Source organism: Rossellomorea aquimaris, from assembly GCF_001877785.1.
Lineage (GTDB): Bacteria > Bacillota > Bacilli > Bacillales > Bacillaceae_B > Rossellomorea > Rossellomorea aquimaris_A.
Map to the genome: position 1 here is coordinate 1,012,522 of NZ_MINN01000074.1, position 25,220 is coordinate 1,037,741.

Annotated in this window: 20 protein-coding genes; 5 read left to right on the forward strand and 15 right to left on the reverse strand. The window is 45.8% G+C overall.

From position 1 onward, the window contains the following. Positions 1-22: 22 nt before the first annotated feature. Both addA and addB read right to left on the reverse strand, forming a co-directional pair. Positions 23-3,793: a helicase-exonuclease AddAB subunit AddA gene (gene addA / locus BHE18_RS08910; RefSeq protein ID WP_171910687.1), complete on the reverse strand. Its 3,771-nt coding sequence runs from the start codon at positions 3,791-3,793 to the stop codon at positions 23-25. Continuing rightward, positions 3,783-7,277, reverse strand: a complete 3,495-nt coding sequence (gene addB, locus BHE18_RS08915) for a helicase-exonuclease AddAB subunit AddB (protein WP_071618200.1) — start codon at positions 7,275-7,277, stop codon at positions 3,783-3,785. The genes addA and addB overlap by 11 nt, the downstream gene beginning before the upstream one ends. A 170-nt stretch (positions 7,278-7,447) precedes the next feature. Here addB and BHE18_RS08920 point away from each other — a divergent pair, with 170 nt between their 5' ends. After that, positions 7,448-8,656, forward strand: coding sequence for an MFS transporter (locus BHE18_RS08920; RefSeq protein WP_071618201.1), 1,209 nt, complete (start codon positions 7,448-7,450; stop codon positions 8,654-8,656). On the opposite strand, the gene BHE18_RS08925 is transcribed toward BHE18_RS08920, so the two are convergent. The 7 genes from BHE18_RS08925 to BHE18_RS08955 all read right to left on the reverse strand — a co-directional run bounded on the left by BHE18_RS08925 (position 8,636) and on the right by BHE18_RS08955 (position 16,851). Beyond that, the gene (locus BHE18_RS08925; RefSeq protein ID WP_071618202.1) at positions 8,636-9,184 is read right to left on the reverse strand and encodes a GNAT family N-acetyltransferase; all 549 of its coding nucleotides are present in this window, start codon (positions 9,182-9,184) and stop codon (positions 8,636-8,638) included. The genes BHE18_RS08920 and BHE18_RS08925 overlap by 21 nt on opposite strands. Before the next feature lie 791 nt (positions 9,185-9,975). Continuing rightward, positions 9,976-11,151: an endonuclease gene (locus BHE18_RS08930; RefSeq protein WP_440480380.1), complete on the reverse strand. Its 1,176-nt coding sequence runs from the start codon at positions 11,149-11,151 to the stop codon at positions 9,976-9,978. Between the two features lie 189 nt (positions 11,152-11,340). Next, positions 11,341-12,516, reverse strand: coding sequence for a thiolase family protein (locus tag BHE18_RS08935; protein ID WP_071618203.1), 1,176 nt, complete (start codon positions 12,514-12,516; stop codon positions 11,341-11,343). Between the two features lie 34 nt (positions 12,517-12,550). After that, positions 12,551-13,294, reverse strand: a complete 744-nt coding sequence (gene fabG, locus BHE18_RS08940) for a 3-oxoacyl-ACP reductase FabG (protein ID WP_071618204.1) — start codon at positions 13,292-13,294, stop codon at positions 12,551-12,553. Positions 13,295-13,426: 132 nt separating this feature from the next. Continuing rightward, positions 13,427-13,987, reverse strand: a complete 561-nt coding sequence (lepB, locus tag BHE18_RS08945) for a signal peptidase I (RefSeq protein WP_071618205.1) — start codon at positions 13,985-13,987, stop codon at positions 13,427-13,429. After that, positions 13,984-14,625, reverse strand: coding sequence for a TVP38/TMEM64 family protein (locus BHE18_RS08950; RefSeq protein WP_071618206.1), 642 nt, complete (start codon positions 14,623-14,625; stop codon positions 13,984-13,986). The genes lepB and BHE18_RS08950 overlap by 4 nt, the downstream gene beginning before the upstream one ends. 255 nt (positions 14,626-14,880) lie before the next feature. After that, entirely contained in the window at positions 14,881-16,851 is a 1,971-nt protein-coding gene (locus tag BHE18_RS08955) for a S9 family peptidase (protein ID WP_071618207.1), read from the reverse strand. A 236-nt stretch (positions 16,852-17,087) separates the two neighbouring features. Between BHE18_RS08955 and BHE18_RS08960 the strand changes: the two genes are divergently transcribed. Continuing rightward, positions 17,088-17,492, forward strand: coding sequence for a hypothetical protein (locus BHE18_RS08960; protein WP_071618208.1), 405 nt, complete (start codon positions 17,088-17,090; stop codon positions 17,490-17,492). 37 nt (positions 17,493-17,529) lie between these two features. On the opposite strand, the gene BHE18_RS08965 is transcribed toward BHE18_RS08960, so the two are convergent. Next, positions 17,530-18,063, reverse strand: coding sequence for a competence protein ComK (locus tag BHE18_RS08965; protein WP_071618209.1), 534 nt, complete (start codon positions 18,061-18,063; stop codon positions 17,530-17,532). 197 nt (positions 18,064-18,260) lie between these two features. On the opposite strand from BHE18_RS08965, the gene BHE18_RS08970 reads away from it, so the two are divergent. Both BHE18_RS08970 and BHE18_RS08975 read left to right on the forward strand, forming a co-directional pair. Beyond that, positions 18,261-18,500, forward strand: a complete 240-nt coding sequence (locus BHE18_RS08970) for an IDEAL domain-containing protein (RefSeq protein WP_171910679.1) — start codon at positions 18,261-18,263, stop codon at positions 18,498-18,500. Between the two features lie 108 nt (positions 18,501-18,608). After that, on the forward strand, positions 18,609-19,271 hold the full coding sequence (locus BHE18_RS08975) for a DUF421 domain-containing protein (RefSeq protein WP_071618210.1): 663 nt from the start codon (positions 18,609-18,611) through the stop codon (positions 19,269-19,271). Positions 19,272-19,292: 21 nt separating this feature from the next. Here the strand turns inward: BHE18_RS08975 and BHE18_RS08980 are convergent, their stop codons facing one another. The 3 genes from BHE18_RS08980 to BHE18_RS08990 form a co-directional block, all read right to left on the reverse strand. After that, positions 19,293-20,561, reverse strand: coding sequence for a M48 family metallopeptidase (locus BHE18_RS08980; RefSeq protein ID WP_071618211.1), 1,269 nt, complete (start codon positions 20,559-20,561; stop codon positions 19,293-19,295). A 289-nt stretch (positions 20,562-20,850) separates the two neighbouring features. Then, on the reverse strand, positions 20,851-21,162 hold the full coding sequence (locus BHE18_RS08985; RefSeq protein WP_071618212.1) for an AzlD domain-containing protein: 312 nt from the start codon (positions 21,160-21,162) through the stop codon (positions 20,851-20,853). Continuing rightward, a complete protein-coding gene (locus BHE18_RS08990) occupies positions 21,155-21,883 on the reverse strand; it encodes an AzlC family ABC transporter permease (protein WP_071618213.1) in 729 nt (242 codons plus the stop codon). Before BHE18_RS08990 ends, BHE18_RS08985 begins: the two co-directional genes overlap by 8 nt. A 104-nt stretch (positions 21,884-21,987) precedes the next feature. On the opposite strand from BHE18_RS08990, the gene BHE18_RS08995 reads away from it, so the two are divergent. Further along, positions 21,988-22,545, forward strand: coding sequence for a helix-turn-helix domain-containing protein (locus BHE18_RS08995; RefSeq protein WP_071618214.1), 558 nt, complete (start codon positions 21,988-21,990; stop codon positions 22,543-22,545). A 41-nt stretch (positions 22,546-22,586) separates the two neighbouring features. Here BHE18_RS08995 and BHE18_RS09000 read toward each other — a convergent pair whose 3' ends face one another. Both BHE18_RS09000 and BHE18_RS09005 read right to left on the reverse strand, forming a co-directional pair. Next, entirely contained in the window at positions 22,587-23,837 is a 1,251-nt protein-coding gene (locus BHE18_RS09000; RefSeq protein WP_071618215.1) for a YeeE/YedE family protein, read from the reverse strand. A gap of 206 nt (positions 23,838-24,043) precedes the next feature. Then, complete coding sequence (locus tag BHE18_RS09005; protein WP_071618216.1) at positions 24,044-25,012, reverse strand: nuclease-related domain-containing protein; 969 nt, start codon at positions 25,010-25,012, stop codon at positions 24,044-24,046. Positions 25,013-25,220: the final 208 nt, after the last annotated feature.

The window sequence follows — 25,220 nt, forward strand, 5'->3', positions numbered from 1 at the left end:
CCATCCCGTGGCGGCTTTTCTGCTACAACTCCAGTAAATGCCCTCCATCAAAAAAGTAGAGGTATTTTTCGGATACTGATACTTTCCATATTGATTCAAGTGCTTTTGTATAGAGTTCAATTTGCACTTTATAGCGGTTTTCCAGAATTTCTTTCGCTTCTTCAAATCCGTTTTTATACCTGTCATGTATCCCGTCTGTTTTATAATCCAAGAGAACAAGGCCCTTTTCATCCCTGAATACACAGTCTATCACACCCTGCACCAGGATGGTTTCCTCCACAGCCTCATCACCCGTATCGGAAATTTCCTTCAGCGGAACACTCATGCTGAATGGAATTTCCCTCTGGATCTCATCTGCTTTCACCATTCTTTCACCCAGTTCACCGTCAAAGAATCGCAGGATGTTCGTGATGGAAATGGACGTTCGCTGTTCCTCGGTCATGATCTCTTTTTGAACGAGCTTCTCTAATAGGGATGAGACTGTCTCTTCGTCCGGCTTGCCATCTTCAAATGAAATATGCTGCATGACCGTATGCATGGCCGTTCCTTTCTCTGCAGGTGACAACTCCTTTGCCTGCATGAAAGCAGGACGGTTATAAACAGGCTTCTGCTGGCGTCTGAGCAGCTCGACACTTGCGGATTCATCCCTTATTTCATACATTCGCTTCAATTCCGACACCGACTGTTTAGAACGCAGGGTGGCAGCGCGCATATTGGGATACTTCCATAGCAGGCGTTCAAATACCTCTTCCTTATGAGGAGATTCCGCTGCAACCTCTTTGCCGTCCCTGACTGCTTTTCTCCAGTCATCTTCAACTTCCTCAGCGGCATCCTGTTCCGCGTCCAATTCAGATTTGTGAATCTTTGTCACATTCCAGCAGGAAGGATGAAGTTGTATGTCTTCGTTTTGCCCGGTACTCCCTATTTCCCCTTCATGGATTTCGATGCAGTGAGAATGACGGACAAGGGCAGGGCCTATCCAATCAAGATAAGATGAAGCACCGGCCCGGTCATGATCCGGAAGCAGCCACCCGCTCTCTTTCATGGTACTTTTCCATTTCTTCACGGATTTCGCGAAGCTCTTTACCGTACCGATCAGGAACAGCTTCTCTTTGGCACGTGTGAGTGCCACATATAATACCCTCATTTCTTCAGAAATGGCTTCCATCCTTTTCTTTCGCTTGAAAGCAAGCTGCGGAAGGGAAGGATAGCTTATCCTCTTGTCCGGATCTGTATATTTGCTTGCCAGACCGAGGTCCTTATCCAGTAAATACGAAGCATTCAAATCCATCAAGTTGAATTGCTTTGACGTACCTGCCACAAAAACGACCGGAAATTCCAGTCCTTTACTGGAGTGGATGGTCATCAATCGGACCACATCTTCCTGCTCGCTCAGCGCCCTTGCCACCCCGAGGTCATCTCCCCGTTCCCTCATGCGGTCAATGAACCTAAGGAAACGGAACAACCCGCGGAAACTTGTCGATTCATACTGGCGGGCCCTGTCATAAAGCGCCCGGAGATTGGCCTGACGCTGCTTACCTCCTGCCATACCGCCGACATAGTCGTAAAACCTGGTATCACGGTACAGCTGCCAGATCAGTTCTGTCACCGACCCTTGTCTAGCCCTTGTTCTCCAGCCGTCCAGCTGATAAAGGAAGAGCTTCACTTTCTCGAAGGTTTCTTCCCCGCTTGGCCGTGAAGGCTTCTCTTCGGCAAATTTCTTCAACGCTTCATAATAGCTGCCTGCCTTTGAGTAAATACGAATATTTGCGAGTCCCTCTTCATCCAGACCTGCGATCGGGGAACGGAGAACCGATGCAAGCGGGATGTCCTGGTATGGGTTGTCGATCACTTTAAGAAGCGAGAGCATAATGGAAATTTCCGTTGCGTCGAAATATCCCGTGGAAAGATTCGCATAAATCGGGATGCCCTGACGTTTGAATTCTTCCATGATCTCAGCGGCCCACGGCATCGAGCGAAGCAGGATTACGATGTCCTTGTATTGTATCGGACGCTCTGTTTTTGTTTTCGGATCAAATACAGGGCTTCTTCCTTCTATCATCTCTTTCACTTTTCCGGCCATATATCTTGCTTCAAGAACAGACTTTTCAATATCTTCTTCATCAAAAACAGATAAAGACTCATCTTCAGCCTGCGAAGGGGTTCTTTCAGGGGTTTCCTGATCGATCAGGGCCACCTCGACAGGATATTCCCTATCTTCCGGGTAGGGTGCACCCTTCACGAGTTCCGCTTCTTTGTTATACTCCATTTCACCCACTGAAATGCCCATGATTTGTTTGAATAAAAAGTTTGTGCCATCAAGAACCTCTTTTCGGCTCCTGAAGTTTTGCGACAAATCTATCCTCAATCCTGCTTCACCCGGCTCAGGAAGGAACCGGTTATACTTGGTCAGGAATAAATTCGGTTCTGCCAGACGGAAACGGTAGATCGACTGCTTAACATCCCCCACCATAAATCTATTTCCCGAATGTTCCTCTTCACCTGTTATAAGAAGGAGAATGGATTCCTGAACCATATTGGTATCCTGATACTCATCCACGAGGACCTCTTTGAATTTTTGTTTGTATTGCAGTGCTGCTTCCGACGGCTTAAGCGTCCCGCTTTCAGCCGGATCTCTCAGGATATCCAGGCAGAAATGCTCCAGGTCTGCAAAGTCAACAAGTCCCCGCTCTTCTTTTACTGCCTTGAAACGGCGCCCGAACTCAATGACGAGTTCTGAGAGAGTCTGGATGGACTCTTTCATTTTTCTCATGTCCGCCAAAAATGACTGCGGGTTTCTCATGAAAAATTCTTCCTGCAGCTTCTCAAGCATTTTCTTCCCCTGATCACGAAGTTTCTTTGCTTCATCTGCAAGGTCTTTATCGAATTCATCTCCCCTGCATGGCTTAAGTTTTGTAAAATGAAGGCGCTGCATTTTCTCATAGAGGGCATTCCAAGAATCCTCAGCTGCCAGTATCAGCCCGTTCACAACCTCGAGGTCATCCTCGAAGTTCACAGCCCTTGGGGATGGACCTCCCGGGACCTTCGTTAAATCAAGCGCCCGTTGAAATAAAGTGCGCGCACCTTGCAGCTGTAAACCGATATCGACTTTCAGCGGATCAGAGATAGAAAGTGAATCGATATCTGTTTCCTCACTGATGTCATACATCTCCGTCAGATCCCTCAGCCATCTTTCAGGATTCGGGTGGGATCGTGAAAAGTCATACAGTTTTCCTATCATCTCCTGAAGGGCACCATCACTGCGGTCATTTGTATAGGTATCCACAAGCCTGAAAAAAGCTGTATTTTCTTCTTTTCCGTATTCATCTTCAAATAATTCATCAACCACTTCGTCACGGAGAAGATCACCCTCTGTTTCGTCTGCAATCCTGAACCCGGGATCGACATCGATCAGATAATAATATTTCCGGATCACTTCAAGACAAAAAGAGTGCAATGTCGAAATCGAAGCACGATTCAGCAGGCTCAGCTGTTTTCTAAGATGCGTGGAGTGCGGATCTTCATCGATTGCCTTTTCGATTGCCTGGCCTATACGGTGCCTCATTTCAGCAGCAGATGCATTTGTGAACGTAACGACCAGGAGCTCATCGACATCCAGCCTGTCTTCTTCAGAAAGGATGCGTTGTATGATGCGCTCTACAAGAACCGCCGTTTTTCCCGAACCGGCAGCTGCAGCGACGAGAATATCCTGCCCCTTGGCCCAGATCGCTTTCCACTGGTCATCCGTCCAGGTAACATCCTGGGGTTTTACAGGAATGATGTTATTGGCCATTTTCATCCTTTCCCTCCTCTCTTAATTTTGCAAGCAGATCATCTGCCTTAGCCGCCCGGAGGACCCTGTATTCATTCTCCTCGAAGGCCTGATCGAATTGGCAGACAGGACGGTATGAACAAAATTGGCAGGGTGTCCTGTCTTTCAGTTTATAAGGTGTTATATCAACCGCACCGGTGACGATCTGATTGCCAGCGTCTTCATACACTTTGCGTACATGCTTCCGCATATAATGGAAATCCTCGTTCGAAGCGGATTTGGACCTTGATGAAAGAGTCCCGTCCTTTTTAATTCCTGCAGAAATGATATCGGAATTACCGGTTTCAAGGGTCCTGTCCATCAAACGGATGATATCGGAGTCCCCGAGTACGAGCCCCTTCATCTTGAAGCTCTTGAAAATCTCATTCTCTATCTGATCCAGAGTCAATATCTTTTTGCTGTTGATCATCGGATTATGGACATGGAAATATAAAACACCTGCAGGCTTGGCTTCCTTACCGACGAATTGCTTCGAGTGTGATAATACGATATCGAGATACGTCAGCATTTGAAGGGCAAGTCCATAATACACCTCGGTTACATCAAGATCCCTTGCACTCGATTTATAGTCGACGATGCGGAGATACACTCCGCTTTCATCTTCAGCCTTGTCCACCCGGTCAATCCGTCCCTGCAATTCCATCTTCGTGCCGTTTTTCAATTGAAATTGAAACGGCGGCAGTTCTGCATTCGGACCAAATCCGAGTTCCACCCCTACTGGAACAAAACCGCTCGCCTTAGCGTGCTCACTCAGGATCAGGCTTGCACGGCCGATAATATGTTCCAGCTTTTTTGCTATATAATGCAGGCGGTTGGAACTTAGCAGGATTTGATGCTGCAGCTTAGGGGCCAGCATCCTCACTGCGTCCCTCGCCAGCTGCAGGCATTGGGCTTTTGTGAGCCCTGCCCAGGTCAGTCCGTGTTTCTCCACTTCATCCGATATCCATTTAAGGGCGGAATGGAACATCTCTCCGATATCAGGCGCCTCAAGCTTAAAGAGTTCCCTTTCCCTGAGCTTCAGTCCGTGACTGGCGAAGTGGGAGAAAGGACAGCTGTTGAAGAGCTCCATCCTGGATACACTCGCCAGAATTTGCTCGCCGTAAAGATCCCTGCTCGTTTCTTCCGTCAGCCGCTGCGCTTTATTTTCATAGAACAAGCTGGTCAAGATATGCTGTGCCTGCCACTTCCACTCTCCAGAGCCGGCATAAAAGTTATACACATCCCACCAGAAATCAAAAATCGGATACTCCCGTTTCTTAAGCTGAAGCTGGGAAGTCAGGTGCGATATCGTGACATTAGGGTGGCACACATAGTGCAGCTGCTCTGCTTCCGGGAGTTCTGAAGGTTCATTGACCAGCATTTTCTCAGCCGCTTCCGGGTAAATCTCTTTCAGTCTTTTAATGTGGGAGGAAGGAAGGAGGGCCTTTCCTTCTTCATTCGCTATTGGATAGCTCACATACAGCCTTTCACTCGGGGTTGTGAATGCTTTATACGCGACGAATTCTTCATCCAGGAGCTTTGTCCGGTTCGTTGGTGCAATCTTGAAGCCCTTTTGGAGCATTGCCTCCCTGTCTTCGTCCGATAAAACGCCTTCCTCGCCCATCTTTGCCGGAAGTACCCCGTCATTGATGCCGATCATGAACGCAGCCTTGATATCAGCAAGCCTGGACTTTTCCAGATCGGCTATGATGACCTGGTCGATCGCCGGCGGCACAAGCGAGAACTTCATCGATTCCATACCCGCGTCCAGAATGGATGCGAATTTCTTAACGGTTGTTTCCTCATCCCCGAGCATCTCCACGTACTGATCCAGTAATTCAATGACGGCACTCCACGCCTGATCATGTTCCCTCGCAGCCACGAGATCCCCGCGCTCTTCAGCCTGAATCCTCAAGCGTTCGAGCTTTGCGGGAATATCAAGTTCTTCCAGATAAAGATAAAGCGTCTCGCAAAACCCTCTTCCGGTCCGCTGCTTCTTCAGCCTTTTGCCCAGGCGGACAATCGGTGCCGAGATGAATAGTCTGAGCTCATTGATTTCATGCTCAAGCTCCCTCTCCCTGTCTGTCTGGGGGGCATCGACATGCTCAAGACCCCTGAACCGGCGGTATTTCCAACGCTCTTTACCCGTCCAGCGGTCACCCTGTATCCCGTAGGCAAGAACATAATTCTCGAGACGGTCCATCTGCTCGCGCAGCTCGGAAGGGTCCTTCTGATAAGGAAATAATAGATCCGTTTTCACAGCCCTGAATACAGGTTCATATCTCCAGTTGGAATTCATGATTTCAAGTGTGGAACGTATCAGTTCAATCAACGGATGATTGAGCATCGTCCTTTTCTGATCAAGGAAAAAAGGAATCTCGAAATCTTGGAAAATCGTTTCGATCTTATCCCGGTAATCCGCGCTATTCCTGACGAGTACTGCTATATCCTTATACCTGTATCCTTCAGTCCGTGCTAGCTTCCTGATCTCCCTCGCAATCCCCTCGATTTCAGCACGGCGGTTGGCCGCCTCCAGAAACTGGATGGAATCTTGTGCATCCCCTCCGGTATAAACAACAGCTGGACGTTCTTCAAAATGTCTCTCGATGTGCAGCATAGAGCCGCTCCTGAATCGTATAGGTTTAACATACTCTTCCTCTTCGACCGGCTGGCGGACACCTTTGCAGATTTCCTGAAGGGTATCATACGTCTCATTCGTCATCCTGAACAGGCTCAGCTCATTCATCGGGCCGAACTGCTGACTGGAATCAGCAGTCAGGGCGATTGTGACGTCCCTGCTGTGTGTGATCAGCTGTTCAATGATGAGATATTCCTGGGGGGTAAAACTGTGGAAGCCGTCAATATAGATTTCAGCATCTTTAAGAAGCTCAGAGTTCTTCACATTATCCGCAAGAAGCTGGAAATAATCCTCTGAATCTATATATTTGCCCATGAGCTTCTCTTCGAACTTCTCATAGATCAGTTCAAGATCATGAATTTTATCCTTCAAAGCCTTGGATTGGCCTTCTTCCTCCTTGAAAGCCTCCAGCTCCTGCGGCTTCACGCAATACCGCTTGAATTCTGTAAGCATCGTCTCCACATGATCAATGAAACCAGGTTTCTCAGATGCCTTGGAAAAGATGCGGAGATTATCCTTGTTCTCTTCGATGATTTTCCTGATCAGCATATTCAAACCGACGCTTGAGAGATGATAACGGCTCATCCCCCCTGTTTCCTGGAGGATTTTCCATGTCAGTCTCGTAAAACTGAAGACCTGGGCACGTATCATCCCGTTCAATCCGGGAGTATTGACCAATTCGTATTCTGATATAAACGACATCTGGTCGGGCACCAGATAAATGATCGGCTTTCCGTTCGGCTGTCTGCGCAGCTTTTCTTTTATCTCTGACAGCATTCCGTGGCTCTTGCCGGTACCTGCCCGTCCCAGTATAAATCTGACAGCCATGCTCTCACTCCTTTAATTATATATTTCTATGATAACCAACAGGTTACTTGAATTTTTGTATAGGTCCATTATAAACCATTCTCTCTCTGAACAAATCCATCCTGCTTCATTCTATCATGAAAATATTTGGGAGCTTCCGCATAGAGTAAAGAAGGCAGGTGAGCGTGATTATGCAGATTTCCTTTAAATTGATTTCTATTTTACTGGTCAGCATGGGCATCATGGTTGCATGCAATATCTATACATTCATCCCTATTTACGGCGAGATAGCCTCATCTTTAGGAATCCCTTCAGAAGCAGTCGTTGTTGCCGGCAGTTCGTTTACATTTTTTTATGCTTGCGGTTTATTGACATTCGCTAATATAGCAGACCGGTTCGGGAAGAAAGAAATATTAATCTTTGGCATGCTTGTTTCCGCCCTCTCAACTGCACTGGTCATGTTCTCTTTCGATTCCTGGAGTTTATCCATTACGAGGGGGCTGCAGGGGTTTTGTTTAGGGAGCTTTGCACCGGTTGCATTTTCCTATACGTATGACCTGTTTGGAGGTAAAAGTCGTACACTGCTCCTCGCCTTGATCAATTCGGGGTTTCTCTTTGCAGGTATCCTTGGTCAGTTATTGAGCGAGGGGATCACGAAAATCAGCCATTGGACAGCTGTATTCATATTCTTTTCCATTATGTATCTTTTTCTTTTCCTCACGGGGAAGAAAATACTGCCGGGGACTCCTGTTTCTGCAGACAATTCCGACAGTCAGCCGGCAGTCATCTTTTTCAGGCTGCTGCAAAACAAGAAGCTTCTTATGCTTTATGTTATTGTATTTACTCTTCTCTCTTCTTTCGTCGTTTATTATGACAGTTTAACAAGATTTCTTTCGGGGAAAGATGATCTCCTTTTACAAACACGACTTACAGGCTTGATCGGTGTTTCACTCTCTCTATATACCGGAAGACTGCTAGAAAAACTTGGAGCCTATAAGACATTATTCATTGGATTCACACTTGCCATCCTGTCCTTTGTCATTTCGTTTATCAGCGTATATACCGTCCATCCGCTGATTCTGATGACTTCTTCCATTCTATTTGTTTCTTCGATTTCCCTATTGATCCCTACCGTCATCACCCTGATCGGGGATATCAGCAAAGGGGAAAGGAGCCAGGCGCTCAGCCTCTACTCGTTCATCTTATTGGGCGGGACCAGCCTTGCCCCTCTCGCTGCGATGAAGCTGGGCTATGCTCAGTCCCTGATATTGCTGGTTGTGTGTTTCACAGTCAATATTCTGCTGGGGTGCCTGCTGTCATTCAGAAGCAGTGGCGATTTGGAAGACGGTTTGCAGGGGGGAAATAAAAAAAGAAGGAATTCATCCTTCTTTTCGCTGTGAATGCCATTCATTTTCCAGCATTCCATATAAATGCATATCATGACGTTTTCCATTCCTCTGTAGAAAATCGCGGAAACTGCCTTCTTTTGTGAACCCCAAATTTTCATACAAACGGATGGCGTGTGAATTATAAGAAAATACAGTCAGCTGGATACGATGCAAATTGAGTTCATCAAATGCAAAATCCAGCAGGCATTCCATCGCTTCCCTGCCCAGCCCCCGGCCCTGATATTCTTCTTCGCCGATCAAGATCGACAGCCCGCCGACACGGTGCGCCCATAGGATCCCGTCAAGTTCGGCATAACCGATCAGGCGCCCGCTGTCCTTTAATCGGATAGCGAAACGGCGGGTATTATGATCCTCTCCCCCTATCCATTCCTTCACGTCATCCTCAGACTTCGGTTTGTAAGGAAGAGCGTCCAAGAGCCTTTGAAGTTTTTCATTTCTGCTCCATTTCACCAGGAGACCGGCATCGTCTTCACTTAAACTTGTCAAATGTACTTGTTTGCCTGTAAGTAATGGCTTCATTGTTTTTCACCTCGAGTTAACAGTATTCGAGAGGGTAGATAGTTTTTCCTTTATTGGGTGCGCAAAATTCTGAAAAGGTTCAAACTTGAAGTCTTTTCTTGGAGGAGATCGAGATACATCAAAGGCACCATTATACAATGGTTTATCCATGATGGTTCAGCATTCGATTGAATTGGTTCTGGTTTATTTTAGAGGAGGGGGTTACAAATAAGCTGGTTATTGAAAGGGGCATCTGATGGTGGATTAAATCATTAAGCAGTCTAAATACTGAGGGTGGAAGTAACATTTGTATTGGATGTAAGCGAATCTTTTAGTTTGACAGTGGAATCTTCGATTTTGCCTAATAATCTTTTAATTTTACACATTAATCTTTCGATTCTGCGATTAATTCCACCACTTAGAAAAATATGGATATTAATAACCCGCCCCCCTCCTTCATATTTCCGTGGTCTGTACTTAAAAGGGTCAGTCATCAGAAGGGAAGTACACGGAAGGGGTGCCGGGTATTACAGCAATAGGATGAGATGGATATTTTTCGACAATCGGCACATTTATCGGGAAAGAGGAACAATAATTTGGATTCCGGCACGATAATCCTGAAACCGGCACAATTAAGGAAATAGCGGGGCCAGCTCAGGCTGCCGCCATTTAATAATGTGAGCGGGTGCGTTCCCCGGGCTGTAAATGATCAGTAAATAGACTCATCTCCTCAAAAACTACCATTATTCAACCAAAAATAAAAAAACGGAGGACATTTCCATCCCCCGGCAGCCAAACTTCAACCTGAACAATTACCAAATCATCTCCGCCCATTCCGGATGATCAATGAATGGGTTCCGGTTTCCTTGATAGTCTCCATAAATAATATTATTGCGGCGGATTTCCCGTGAATCCACTGGATCTTCCTCGTTCCACTCGAGTAGAACGGACATTTTCCCGTGATAGGGTGCACTTCCGTTATTCACATTCTCATTTAACTCCAGATCCACTTCACCGCTGTCCCCTTCATAGCGGACTGCCATGTAGAATATCATGCGGGCAACGTCTCCCTTTACTTCGTCACGGGGCTCCCAAGAGTCTCCATCATAGTAATTTCCGGCAGCTTCACTGTGTTCGGTGCCTCCATTGTCAAAGTCGAGATTCCCCCTGGTGGAATTGACCGTCACGTCGGTCGGGCGAAGATGATGAAGGTCTGTTCCCGGTCCCTGGGAAGTGCCAAAGTCACCGTGTGACTTCGCCCAGACGTGTTCCCGGTTCCAGTCGTCCACACCGCCGCCGTTTGTCGTCTTTGATTGTGAGCGGCCTGAGTATAAGAGAATGACATTGTTTGAATTGGCCGGATCTTCGTCTGTGTTCCGAAGCGCTGTCCACACTTCGCTGTAGGATAGCGTCGTATGTTCATCGATGATATCGTGCAGAGCCGTTTTTAGTGCAGAGCCTGTTTTTCCTTCTGCACCTGAATAGTATTCTTCATAGGCTGGTGGATCAGCAGGATCGGCCGGATCTTCCGGGTCGGTATCTCCCGCAGCTTCTTCAAAAGCAGAAGTCGACTTCACACCTGGATGAGAGAAGTAATCTGTCAGGCTTCCGGTAACTTTCAGCTTTTGCCCCATAAGGGACGGATTGCTGCTGAGACCGTAGTTCGAACGGAATGAAGAAGGGATCTGTACATAAATCATTTCATTGACATTCGTTTCCGATGGCGTATCAGCCAGAGCCAGTGCATAATCATTCGGGAAGCTCTCTGTCACGACAGATGACTCCGAGGTCGGCTGGCCAACAACGTAGCCCTCCACTGAATGGACTGAACCTGACTGACTGACGATTGCCTGGCTCACAGAATAAGGTGAATCCCACGTACCGCTCCCTGCTGCATCAGTTTTGTCCACTTGTACACCGCTGCAGCTCAATAAAACCAGGACGGACAAAGTTAAGATACTCATCAGTTTTCCTGAAACTTTTTTCAAACGTAAACGCCTCCTTAATGCTGGTATACTTTTAGCGTACAACAGAAAATTTTGAAAAAGGGTAAAATGAATGTAAATTTTGAAAAATAAGTAAAAACGACCATGCCCTGTTAGGATAAAAGCACTCGTTGTTGGTAGGCATAAAAAAAACGCCGTCCCTAACCCTCGGGCGGCGCTTCCCTATAAAACTTACAGACTTTCGATAAATACTGAAGCCCCCATGCCTCCACCTACACACAAGGAAGCAATACCCTTCTTGAAATCCTGCCTCTTCAGTTCATGTACGAGCGAGACGACTATACGTGCACCGGTGCATCCGACTGGATGACCTATGCTGATGCCGCTTCCATTCACATTCACCTTATTACGGTCAAGGCCAAGCTCCTTCTCAACTGCGAGATACTGTGCGGCAAAGGCCTCATTTATTTCGAACAAGTCAATTTCATCCAATGTCCAGTTCCCTTTATGTAACCCTTTTTGAACTGCCGGTACAGGTCCGATGCCCATGACTTTCGGATCGACACCTGCTACGGAGTATCCCGTAATCCGGGCAAGCGGCTGAAGCCCTCTTTTCTCTGCTTCATCTTCGCTCATCAGGATCAGTGCTGCTCCTCCGTCGTTCAAACTGGAGGAGTTGCCTGCGGTCACAGTCCCGCCTTCACGGAATGCAGGCTTTAATTTCGCAAGCTTGTCAGAAGACAGACCCGCACGCGGCCCTTCATCCTTGTTGATTACCTTTTCCCCTTTCCGTTCCTTTACTGTAATCGGAACGATCTGTGAGTCAAAGTATCCTTTTTCGATGGCATTCACTGCCCTTTGGTGACTCAGCATGGAGAATTGATCCTGTTCCTCCCGTGAGATATCGTGTGATTCCGCGAGATTTTCCGCCGTCTCACCCATCATGATGCCGTGAATAGGGTCCTCAAGCACTTCCCACACCGAATCCCGGATTTCACCATGCTGCAGCCTCTGTCCGAAGCGATGTTGTTTTAAGATATACGGACTGGAGCTCATGGCTTCCACCCCGCCGGCCAATACGATATCAGATAAACCTGTCTGGATCTGCATAGCGGCCGAGATGATGGCCTGCATTCCGCTTGCACACTGTCTCTGAACCGTGAATCCTGTTGTCGTATCGGCAAAGCCTGCAAGCAGCGCAGCAGTACGGGCCGTATTGGGCTGATCGGTGCGCTGGATACAATGACCGAGGATCACTTCATCGATCTCATTTGAATTCAGTTTGCTCTGTTTAGCCGCTTCCTTCATGACAGGTACAATCAAATCTGTCGGCAGTAAATCTTTGAATGCTCCCCCGAATGCTCCAACCGGTGTACGAAGGGCCGATGTGATGACTACGTTTCTCATAATTTCTCTTCCCCTTTCATTGTTGTACGATTTTTTACATCATGATTCCGCCGTCTACATGAAGGACGGTCCCATTCACATAATCACTGTCATCGGATGCCAAATATAAATAAGCTTTTGCGATATCTTCAGGCTTGCCAAGCCTCCCGAGCGGTATCATCGATTTCATTCCTTCAATCACTTTCTCAGGGACGCTAGCAACCATGCCGGTTTCAGTGAATCCCGGTGCCACCGCATTGACATTGATTCCTTTCTTGCCCAGCTCCTTTGCCCACGTTTTAGTCATTCCTACCACAGCTGCTTTTGCTGCAGCATAATTTGTCTGTCCAACATTACCATATACTCCGCTTACCGAAGAAGTATTGATGATTTTTCCCTTTCCGTTTTCCACCAGGTGGGGAAGGACGGCCTGCGTACAGTTGAACACACCGGTCAAATTGACATCGATCACTTTTTGAAAGTTTTCCTCGGATAGTTTATGAAGCATACCGTCCCTGGTGATACCTGCATTATTGATGAGTATATCTATCTTTCCGAAATGTTCTTTGGCAGCTGAAACGAAACTGTCCACAGATTGACGGTCCGCTACATCCCCTTGGAAGAATACCGCCTTTCCAGCACCAGCCTCATTCAACGTTCGTTCTTTATCTCTTCCTGTTTCTTCATCAAAATCTACGAAAGCAACATGACAGCCTTCTTTTATGAAGACTTCAGCTGCCGCATATCCGATTCCATTCGCTGCCCCCGTGATGAGAGCCACTTTCCCCTTTAATCTCATTGACATATCCCCTCCTGCTTCCTATTACGTTTCGACAACATTTGGCAGAAGTCCTGCTTCACCTGCAAATCGTCTGTTTAAAGCAAAAAAAAGAATTCTGTTCATCTACCTGAACAAAATTCTTCCTGTTTATCAGTTCTTGAATTGCATATCCCATTCATCGAGCGGCCAGTATCTGAGGTCGACTTTCCCGACAACCTGCTCCTGGTCGACGAACCCGAAGTATCTGCTGTCCATGCTGCCCCTGCGGTTGTCGCCGAGAACGAATACTTTCCCCTCAGGTACCGTCTTTTCACCGGTGATTTCTTCAAGGGTGAAATCTCCTGTCAGTTTGTTTCCGGCGTATTCCTCCTTGAATTTATCAAGGTAAGGCTCCGGATAATATTCTCCGTTGACATATAACTTATCGTTTTTATATTCCACTTTATCACCAGGCAGGCCGATGATTCTCTTTACGTAATCTTCTTTTTCATTTGCATGGAAGACCACTACATCGAAACGCTTCAGATCACCCAGCTGGTAGCCGATTTTGTTGACGACAAGCTTATTCCCATCTTCCAATGTGGGCATCATCGATTCGCCTTCCACCACATAATTCGAGAAAAGAAAAGTTCGAATGACGATAAAAATAATTAATCCTATTCCCAGGGCTTTGATCCATTCAAGACCTTCTCTTTTTACCTCTTCTCTCAATTTGATTCCTCCTGCTTTTTCCGTTCAATCCTTTGATCGATCTCGAGCTTTTTATTTAAACGAATTTCAATTTGTTTTCCAACCAGCCACAATACAAAAATGACGACACCTACTATCACTGTTCGCACAGGCTGTTTCACTAATGATATGATATCATACCCGATGAAACTTATGGTAAAGATCATCACCATTTTCCCCGTCAGGACAGCAAGCATATATTGAGCGATGCTGATGCTGGATAATCCCGCAACAACGTTTACGAGCGCTGAAGGAGTAAATGGGAAACAGAGGAGCAGGAACAATGGTCCAAAGCCATGTTTGTCCACCCAGCGGGTCAGCCTCTTCACTTGACGGTTATTCCGCAGAAACCTGAATACCTTTGTTTCTCCATATCTTTTCACCAATAAAAATACCATCAATGCCCCGGCAGCCGCACCGATCCAGGAAAAAAGAAACCCAAACCATAAACCGAAAGCATTGGCATTCGCCATCACAAACACAACCAGCGGCAGGAAAGGAAGGAAGGCCTCAAGCATCGGCAGCATGATGCCTGCAAAAGGACCGAGGGCTTTATATTGCTGAATCATTTCCATTATATTTTCGAGGGTAAACCACTCTTTAATTGCATTAATATCCATAGTATATGTTTCCCCTTATACAACGATGAACGATTCTCATTCGTTATTCACATTAGCTTGCTCACTTTATCATATCATACCACTTTGAGAATTCCATACTCTTGTATTTAAACCTTTGCCTAAAGAAAGGAAATTTAAACAGCCAGCCCCATAATCAGAATTAAATTATTGCGCAGGCAGCTGAATAATGTTCCCCATTCTCCCGGCACCAGTATTTAAAGTTATAAAAAAGACCGCCATATTGGCGGTCCACCCTTATAGATATTCTTCGAACCAATCGAGGATTTCCTGAAGCCTTGCTTCCCTCAAAGAAGGTTTCCCGGTCCGGGATAGATTGTGATTCGATTCTGGGAACCGTACAAACCTTGACTGTTTCCCGTCCCTCTTTAAGGCTATGTACAATTGTTCTGCCTGTTCGATCGGGCAGCGGTAATCTTTTTCGCTGTGAAGGATCAATAGCGGTGTCTGGATGTTCTTCACATACGCAAGGGGTGAATGCTTCCATAACGTCTCGATATCATGCAGCTCACATTTCATCTGCCATTCCGAGAAATAATATCCGATATCGCTCACCCCATAAAAACTGATCCAGTTACTGATCGACCTCTGGGTAACGGCAGCTTTAAACCTGTCAGAATGGGAAATGATCCAGTTGGTCATAAACCCGCCATAACTCCCCCCGGTGATTCCCAGCCTGGACTCGTCAATCCACTTATTTCCGTCGAGCACATAGTCCACTGCATCCATGATATCCCGGTAGTCTCCTCCGCCATAGTCCCCCCGCACTGCATCGACAAAGGCCTGTCCATACCCATGGCTCCCCCGCGGATTCATGTAGAGAACCCCGTAACCTTCACCCGCAAGAAGCTGCATTTCTTGAAAGAATGTATTGCCATACATGGTATGGGGACCGCCATGAATTTCTACGATCAAAGGATATTTCTTTCCTTCAATGAAGTCTACAGGCTTCATGATCCACCCTTGAAGGGGCACACCATCCCTGCCGTCAACCATGAACATCTCCGGGGTAGAAACCTGTCTGTCATTCAGCCATCCGCCGTTCACATCCGTCATTTTCTCAATCTTTCCGGTAGGCACATGGAGCGTATAAAGCTCACCCGGTTCTTCAGGTTTACTCATCGCAAGTACCGCCCGCTGTCCTTCCGAGTGAAAGTCGAAACCATAAATATGCTGCTCTTCTTCAAACAGGGCGGGATAAACCGCGCCCTCTATGTGAGCATAATAGAGGATGGTATTGCCGCGGTCGGATGCGATGAAATAAAGGCTTTCATTATCCTTAGACCAGACGATCCCCGACTGCGAAGCCCCTTGTATGCTGTCACTGTTGAGATAGTCGCCCGCCGGGAGATCCATTGCTTCAATAAGCGGCATGGAGATGCCCGATTTCATGTTGTACAGATAAATCTTATTTTGGGTGGCATTTTCATATTCCCGGTTATGCCCTATATAAGCCAAATAGCTGCCGTCATATGAAAAGCTTGCACCTCCATAGTACCCCTGTTCTTCCGACACTCTTTTGGATTCCATCTTTTCCATATCGAATAAGTAGAGTGCTGAGGTGAAAGAAAAATCCTTATTTTCTTCAAAGTCTGCAGAATAGGCGATATGGCTTCCATGCCAGGCATGCAGTGCATAATCATGTTCATCATCGGTCAGCCTTTTCATCTCTTTTTGTTCCAGGTCGATCGACACAAGCTGGGCATAACGTCCATCATGAAATCCCCGGTCATCGGATTTATATTTCATGGAGGAAGCAACAAAAGGCTTGATTTTATCTTCTTTTTCCTCATTGTTATCATGAAGCGATTCGCCTTTTTCCAAACGGATCACGCATACGACTTTCGTTCCGCACGGGGACCAGACAGGATTTGAAATTCCCCTTGGTGTATTCGTCACCTGCTCCGCCTCCCCGCCATCCCGGTTCATCACATAAAGCTGGGAACTGCCGGACCGATTGGATATAAACGCAATGCGGCCGCCATCCGGCGACCATCTTGGTGAAGACACCTTCTCCTCCCCAAACGTCCATTGAGCCGTTTTACCCGTGCGTGTGTCAAGACAGAATAAATAAGAGAGATAATCATCCTTCTCTTCATCCATGACGGTCTGCACATAAACCACCGCATCACCATCCGGCGAAAACCGCGGATCCGAAAGAGCTTTTATCTGGTATAGATCTTTTATGTTGATTGCATTGGGATTCATTAATATCCGGCTCCTTTTCTTTTTTCCTGAATATATTAGTTCGACAGCTAATGTTGATTTCCTTTCTCTCATTGAAATCGGGCTTCGTCATTAGACGGATAGGAAAGGCCCTTCTCCTTCATACTAACAACAAATCCCCGATTCTCCATTTTTCGCTATTGAAAGTGAATCCATTTCAATTTAAAATAGAAACACGAACATAAGTTCGATAACTGAATGAAAAGAGGTCTTTTCATATGACACGGATCCCGGAGAATGACCGAAACATTTTAGAGCAGGCCATTTACCTGCCAATGGTACTGACAATATTGAATCGAGATTTGCAAATCGTAGATAAAAGCCCTTTTAAACTCAAACGTCCTTATCTGGAACTGATCGAGGAAACCATGAAAGTCATCCAGGGCGAACTTGCCTATGTAAAAAAGTATATGAGGGTAAATAAGATGAAGGTGGAAAGGCTCCAATCGGACGATGCATTCACGATGTATATGTTTATATATAAAGGATACGAGGAGCATCACAACTACTTTAATCCCCGGCTCCGGAACAGAGTGGAAGATTTAATGCGCCATTATTTATTCCGCCGGTTTCTCGAAACGAAATCCCCGTTGGAAAAACCGGAGAGCCCCCGCCAGGCCTGACTTCCAAACAAATGAAAAAAGCGTGATTAAAGGCTTCTCACGCATTTGTTTTATTTTTCAGGTAGAATGATTTCATCGTGTATTTACTTTCCATCTCTGAAACCCGCTGGGAATAGGCTATTCGAAGGCTGGAAGTACGAAGCATTTGATTTTCAAATGAGCTGTATGAAATGGGTACCAGGTGGGATTCCCGATTTTGAAAGGTCACGGAGGTTTGACCGTTCTCGGCAGCAGCATAACTCGTTACATGGGAATGGGATATCCACATACATTCACTTTTCACAGGAGAAACAGTCGGGAATAAAAACATCGACATATGAGGGTTTAACATGATTGGGGCCTTATATGAAATACCGATCAGCTCTTTCGTCCCATCCTTCCTTCCTTGGTACGAAGAACCGAAGAATTCACAGCTTTTCTTCAAAATGTCCATCGGTTTAAACGGAGAAAGTATGACATCCCCCATTTCAATGATTTCAGTAAATGTCTTGGCACCATATTCTACAGGCTTTAACATCAATGTATGAGGATTCACTTCATATTCTTCCAAAATTCGCGATTTACCCTTCATATTCTCTCCTCCTTTTACATATTTCTCCAAAATAATACCACAAATACCGACAAGTGTCTCCATTATTTTTAAAAAATTCTGATATTATTCCGCCGAGCCTGGTCCTCCCGATAAAAATTATCAGAATATTTAATATTTTGGTTGAATTTTTGTCTCTCCTTCCATATACTAATAAAAAGAATTCAGAGGTGGTCGTATTGGAAAATAAAAAGTCCTATACAGAAATGATGAAAGCTTCTGCGATGACCCGGAAACGAAATGGCGAGAAAAATGTCATGGAAATCTACATTGATATGCTCCTGAACGAAATCATCCTCACGTCCCAAAAGACGAAGCTCTTAGAAGACATCGATGCAGCCCTGGATCATAGAAATGAATCGTTATTTTTAAAACTCACCGAAGAATTAAAGGAAATCAACGTCCGATACGGCTCATAAGGAAAGGCCGGCTCTCATAACGAGCCGGCCTTCCTTTTTGTGTCCGGGGAATGACTTTGTGCATATAAGTGAAAGCTAAACGCAAAACCGTTAATTGGAGAGAGCGCCATGATTCTCATCAAGATTCTTATCCTGTATTTAGTCACCATCGCCGCCATGAGGCTCATGGGGAAATCGACCATTGTCCAGATGACGCCCTATGATCTCGTCGCCATCATCATTGTTGGAACAATTGCTTCAGAGCCGTTGATCAGTACAGAGTTCTGGCCGAGCATCACCGCACTGGTCATATTGGTGGCCCTTCATGTCCTTTTTTCACATCTTACGTTATGGCAATGGGGAAACAAATTCTTCCTGGGTGAGCCTACACTCCTGATTAAAAACGGCGAAATCCTCGAAGACAATCTGGAAAAATCAAAGATTTCCCTTATCCAACTTGCTTCCATCCTGAGGGCAAACGGCTATCCGAAAATCTCCGACGTGGATTATGCCATGCTGGAACCGATAGGGGAAGTCAGCGTCATCCCAAAAGTCGAAAACACACCTGTCACGGTTCAGCACCTGAATTTAAAGGTTGATGACGAAGGACTCCCCATCTCCGTCATAGTCGATGGAAAAATCCAAAAACGCAACTTGCACCTGCTCGGGAAAAACAGGGATTGGCTGATGGCTCAATTAACTGAGGAAGGTCTCCATCCTAAAGACGTCATCTATGCGTATATGACAGAGAAGAAGAAAAATCTCGTCATCAGTAAAAGGGAAAAAGCCTAGTCAATTGACCAGGCTTTTTCCTTATTCCTTCTCTTCTTTTTCATACTGCTCCAGCATGATTAGACGCTCCATCATCGTCGGGTGCCCGTATCGGAAGATTTTCACCAGGAGCGGCGGATTCACCTGCGAAAGGCCGACCTTGGAAAGCTTCTGAAACGAAGTAATGGCAGCCTGTTTATCCTCTGTCATCTCGATTGCGTACCGATCCGCCCGTGTTTCCTGGTAACGGGAAATCCAATTCGAAAATGGACTGACTGCAAACATCAGCATGCTTGTGATCAGGAGGAATAATGGCAGTGAACTGAGACTGGATACATTCGAAACCTTGATATCGTCCTTATAATTCGCCACGATCCCCCTCATCAGCTTCGATGCCAGGAACAAGCCGAAGAATGAAAGGACTAAATATATCGCAATCCCAATATAGATATGCTTTTCTACATAGTGAGCCATTTCATGGGCCATAACAAACAGAATTTCTTTATCTGTCAGCTGCTTGAGTGTCGTATCCCAAAGAACGATCCGGGAATTCGACCCCACCCCATTTACATAGGCATTGAGCGAATTGGTCTTTTCGGACATATCCACCTCGAACACATGATCAGCAGGGATTTCCGCTTTATCCGCAAGCGTAAGGATCTTTTGTTCAAGAGCTTTATCCTTAAGGGGATAGAAATCATTATACAAAGGATCGATCACAACCGGCTGGATGAACATCATGAAAATCGTAAAAGGAACGGACAAAGCCCATGCCGCCAGCCACCATCGGTTCTTAAATTTCTTCATAAGGCCATACAGGACAGAGACAATGATGAACATGATCAAATAGTTCACCCAAAAATCCGTCAATTCATCCTTCATCCACATCGAAAAATTCTGTGTGGAAATATTATAGGTCCTTGAAATTTTATAAGAGATGAACTGCAAAGGGAAAATGGCAATGAATGAAGCAAGCGACAACCAGAACAAGTATACCGCCGTCTGGATGAAGCGGTTTTTCGCCGTGCCCCTCGCCCATTTTTCAAACCCTCTCGATACACCCAAAATCAGGATCAGGAAATAAAACAACCATTCATAAGGCGTCGACAGGAAAAACAGCAGATTCTTGAACTTCGAAAATTCCTCACTCAGCATGATCTGCCTGGCATTCATGAATGTGGCAGGATCTGCACTGCTCCCTTTAAAGCTGCCGGGCAGCGAGGAGTCCGCCAGAATAAACAAATACACATATAAAAATAATCCCAGCAGCAAATAACCAAGCACCGCCCGGAAAGCCCACTTTCTTACCAAATTACCTTCCTCCCTTCCTTCCTCTCTTACTATATGTAATATCTTGTCCTTTTAAATAGAACAAGAAAAGTGGAAGGGCTTTGGTCAGAGGCGGGTGGCATAAGACGAACCGGACATGAAGGGGGGGCTTTGCCTTCTTGGCCGGTTTGGCTTATGACATGTGCCTCTAAGCCCTGCAGCTGGACAATAGAAAAGTGGAGGCGGCTCGTTTAGAGGCGACAAGCATAAGGTCCAGCCGGCCACGGAATATTCAAACAAAAAAGCCACGGAAAACACGTGACTTTCTTCCTTACATTAAGAATACCGAATATAAAGATAAAATGGAAATTGCACCGATGACGACCACAATCACATTCGCTCCGAGGAAGGCTAGGAGGAAGGCTGCGACTGTCCCAACAAGGCCAAATAAAAGATCACCCTCCTGAATCAATAAAATGCTGGGGAATATCAAGGCACCCAAAACTGCAAACGGCACATTTTTCAGAACCCCCTGCAGAAATGGAGGGAGCTCCTTTCCTTTAAAAACGATAAAAGGGAGCATCCTCGGAATATAGGTGACCACTGCCATCCCGATGATCATCCAGATTACAGCATTATTCATCCCTGACTCCTCCCCCTTTCCGTTTCAATACGACAACCGCCTCCACAAGGATGGCTGAAACAAGCGTTGCCAGTACAATGGACCAGCCATTCGATAAATTCGTGGTAAACAGGAGCACACTGTTCAAAGCCCCCGCGGTCACTGCCAGAAAAGTCACCTTGACGCTTTTTTTCATTGACGGGACAAGGAGTCCGACGAACATGGCATAAAGGGCAATGGTCAGACTTGCCTGCAGGAACCCTGGAAGGATCTCTCCGATAAAATAACCGATCCCGGAGTTGACCACCCAGCTGCCATACGAAATCAATATGACTCCGAAGGCGAAACCGGTCTTCACTTTCCCATCTTTCACACTGATGACTGTAAATGTCTCATCCGTGATCCCGAATGCGTAGCCCAGTTTTTTATACAGCACATCATCATCCAGCTTTTCACTCAGTGATGCAGACATCAGGAAGTGCCGGATATTCACGATGAACGTCGTAAGGATGATTTCAAGGATTCCCGTCCCCACCGCAATCAAACTCAGCGATATGTATTGAGCAGCACCTGCAAATACAAGCATACTCATTAAAACGGTCTCGGTGACAGTCAGGCCGGTAGTCCTTGCCAGTAACCCAAATGTAAGTGCGACAGGCATGTATCCGATGGCTATGCTGACCCCGCCCTGAAGCCCCTGACGAAAATCACTCGCTTTTTTTGTAGAAAGCAGTGCCTCCATCTCTTCACTTCCTTTATAATAGAGATAATAAACTATTTTAATAATTTGATAATTTATTATATTATACATACAGACGTTATAGTATACAAGAGAGGTTTTTGATTATGGATAATTTCCCGATTCAAATTGGTGAGAACATACGAAAAATCCGCAGGGAACGCGGATTGAGCCTGGAGCAGATGGCTGAGGAAACAGGGGTGAGCAAAGCCATGATCGGACAGATCGAGCGCGGTGATTCAAATCCGACCGTAGCCATCCTGTGGAAAATCGCGAATGGATTGAAAGTTTCATTTTCTTCACTCATAGAAAAGCCCCGGCACCAGGTGTCCATCACTCATTACAAGGATGTACAGCCTGTTCTCGAGGATGAAGGGAATTACATTGTTTATCCGATTTTCCCTTTTGACCCTTTTAAGAAATGGGAAAGCTACCGTATCGAGATGAAGCCGGGATGCTCCTATAAAAATGACGGTCATCCCCCGGGTGTGGAGGAATATATCTCTGTGATTTCAGGGAAGATCGCCTTGAAAATCGCAGACGAAACCTATGAATTACAAGAAGGCAGTTCCATCCGCTTTGCCGCGGATTCGGGGCACCAATACGTAAATTCATCTGCCGGTCAGGCCGTCTGCCATATGGTCATTTACTATGGAAACGAATAAAAAAACTCCTGCCGTTTTGAAGGCAGGAGTTTTTATGTGATCTAACAGAATGTGTCCTTCGGCTTTGGTACGGACAATCCAAACATCGGTCTGAGGAAAAGGGCCAGGAATGTACCCGCCAATGCAAGAATCCCCCAGATGTAGCCATGAAGGCTGAATGAAGCGATGCCTCCGAAGTAAGCACCGATATTACATCCGAATGCCAGGCGCGCACCATACCCCATCAGCAGACCGCCGATGACCGATGCCGCTGCATTTTTGCCGGTGATTTTGTTAAAACGGAACAGTCCGCCCGCCGCTGAAGCAAGGAACGCCCCCAGTATGACACCAAAGTTCAGGACCGTTGTGGAATCTGCAAAAATGGAAGCCTGCAGAGCTTCAGCATTCGCTCCTGACCAGTATCCCCAGCTTGCCACATCCACACCGAAGACTGCCGCGGTTTTTGAACCCCACAGCGCAAAGGCGGAGGTGATTCCCCAAGGATTCCCCCTGGTCATCAGAGTCAGTGCATTCAGAACCGCAAGGGCAACCGCAGCTGCCAGCATCGGCCATGATCCGCGAAGAAGTCTCTTCCACCCTTTTGTTGACGGAAGCGGCGCCATTCTAGGCGGGTTTTTCTTTTTCTCAATTCTTAACGTGATCCAGGCAATGAAGCCAAAGAATGCAATGGAAACAGCCCACGCCCCGAAATAACCCAATCCGGTTGAAGTCGCTAGTGATATAGGTTCAAATGAAGGCAGTTCTTCTGTCCAGAATGGCAGATGGGCCGCCCCGATTGTCGCTCCAACAATGAAGAACAACAAAGTGATGAACATAACTGAGCGTCCGCCGCCGATTGCGTACAATGTACCGGAAGCACATCCGCCGCCAAGCTGCATGCCGATCCCGAACATAAAGGCGCCAACAATCAAGCTCACCCCGACCGGTGACACATAACCTGCTGCCTCACCGCCAAAAAAGGTATAACCCGTTGCCAGAATTGGAGCAAACAGAGTTACAGCCACAGCAAGCATCAGCATATGCGCCCTCAGCGCCTGACCGTTTCCCACCGACATCACCCTGCGGAACGCAGAGGTGAAACCGAAACGTGCATGAAATAATGTATACCCCAAAAGCAAACCAAGCACAAGAAGTACCGTTTGCGAAATTTCCTGTGTAAATAATAAATAGATACCGAGAACCGCAGCAACCATCACTCCCCCGGCCACCAATGAAGTCTGAGGCGGGTTCAAATCAGTGCTGCCCTTCTTGGGACCTTTTGTTTCATCTATAGGTTGAACATAGCTTCCCATGCCAAACCCTCCTTAATCTGATTGATTTAGTTGGAATTCATTTTAATATAGTAATGGATTTGGAGGGGGATGTCAAAGAAATGGTTTGTCAGTGTGGGTTTGTGTTTTTTTGGTAGGGATTGGCAAGGGATTGGGACGGCTTTGGGGCAGGCGGTTGGGTTCGGGACGAGGGTGTGCTGGGCGGAGGGTTAGGGGCTGAACGTTGGTTAGTGGAATTCTTTGTGGTAGATGGTGCCTTTGGTGGAGCCGGTGGTTTTGAGGTTGAGAGAGGCTAATATTTTTTCTGCTGTTTTTCGTGAGTATATGTCAAGAAATCCCCTCAGTTCTTTGTTAGTTATAAAAGGTTTTATCAGTAAAAAGTAATCTTCAATTTTTTGCTCATGTGCCGTCTTTGAGTAAAACTTACAGTAATTGCAGTACCAACTTCCAAACACCCGCTCCATTTTCCCCGCACAGATCTCACAGTAAATACCTTTTAATATCTCATCCTCACTGATTTTATAATTGGTTAAAATACTCTTAAATATATTTGAGTGCTTATTGAGCAGCACTCTCTTAATTTTTCTCATCTCATTTTTACTAACTTTCTCTTCTTTGTATATACTGTTCAATTTGCTGACTTCGCTAAGTAGATTTTGTGAGTGAATAATCTTATCGTAAGGGGGCTTTTTATCCTGACCGTTGGACATTCTAAGAATTGTACCGGGATTACTTATTACAACGAGGTATTCAATAGGAGGAATAGTGAGTTTGTGGTCAAGGAAGAATTGCTGAAGGAGAAGTTTTAGACGCTTCACTTGCATGACAGGGTCTTGAAATCCGCTTTCAATCCCGTTGTAACTCCTAATCAGCTGATTAAAATCGGAATCGATTGTCAGAGTGCCTAGTATGTTCTTTATTTCAAGAATTAGTGTGTAGTAAGGGGTGAAAAGCAAGGAATCTATTTGGAAGTAGTCAGGGGCTAAGGGGAGTTTTAAATCATTAAATACCATATATTTTTTATCTTTTAAAAAACTCAATTGATAATCTACTGCTTTTTCTCCATTATATCCGGCTTTTCTTTTCTTAAGATCTGGCTCGATGAGAGGAATCTTTGAATGGTTTTTGTTCAATCCCCTCAAAAGGGCTTCTAACTGGTCAATTTTTATTGGTTTGCCTCTTTCTTTTGCTAACAAATGATCACTCCTTTTAATTTGGTAATAACTGTTTCGGTAAAACACTTGAAAAATCCTGCTTCCACCCCTGAATATTAATATATTGATTAAGTCCATATAATTGTGTAAAAAGAAAAAGAGTCATTTTATTCCTTCTTGGCAACACTGTTTTCAACGACGATAAACAATGAAGAGAGGGAATAAAGATGACTCACTTACAGTTTAACAA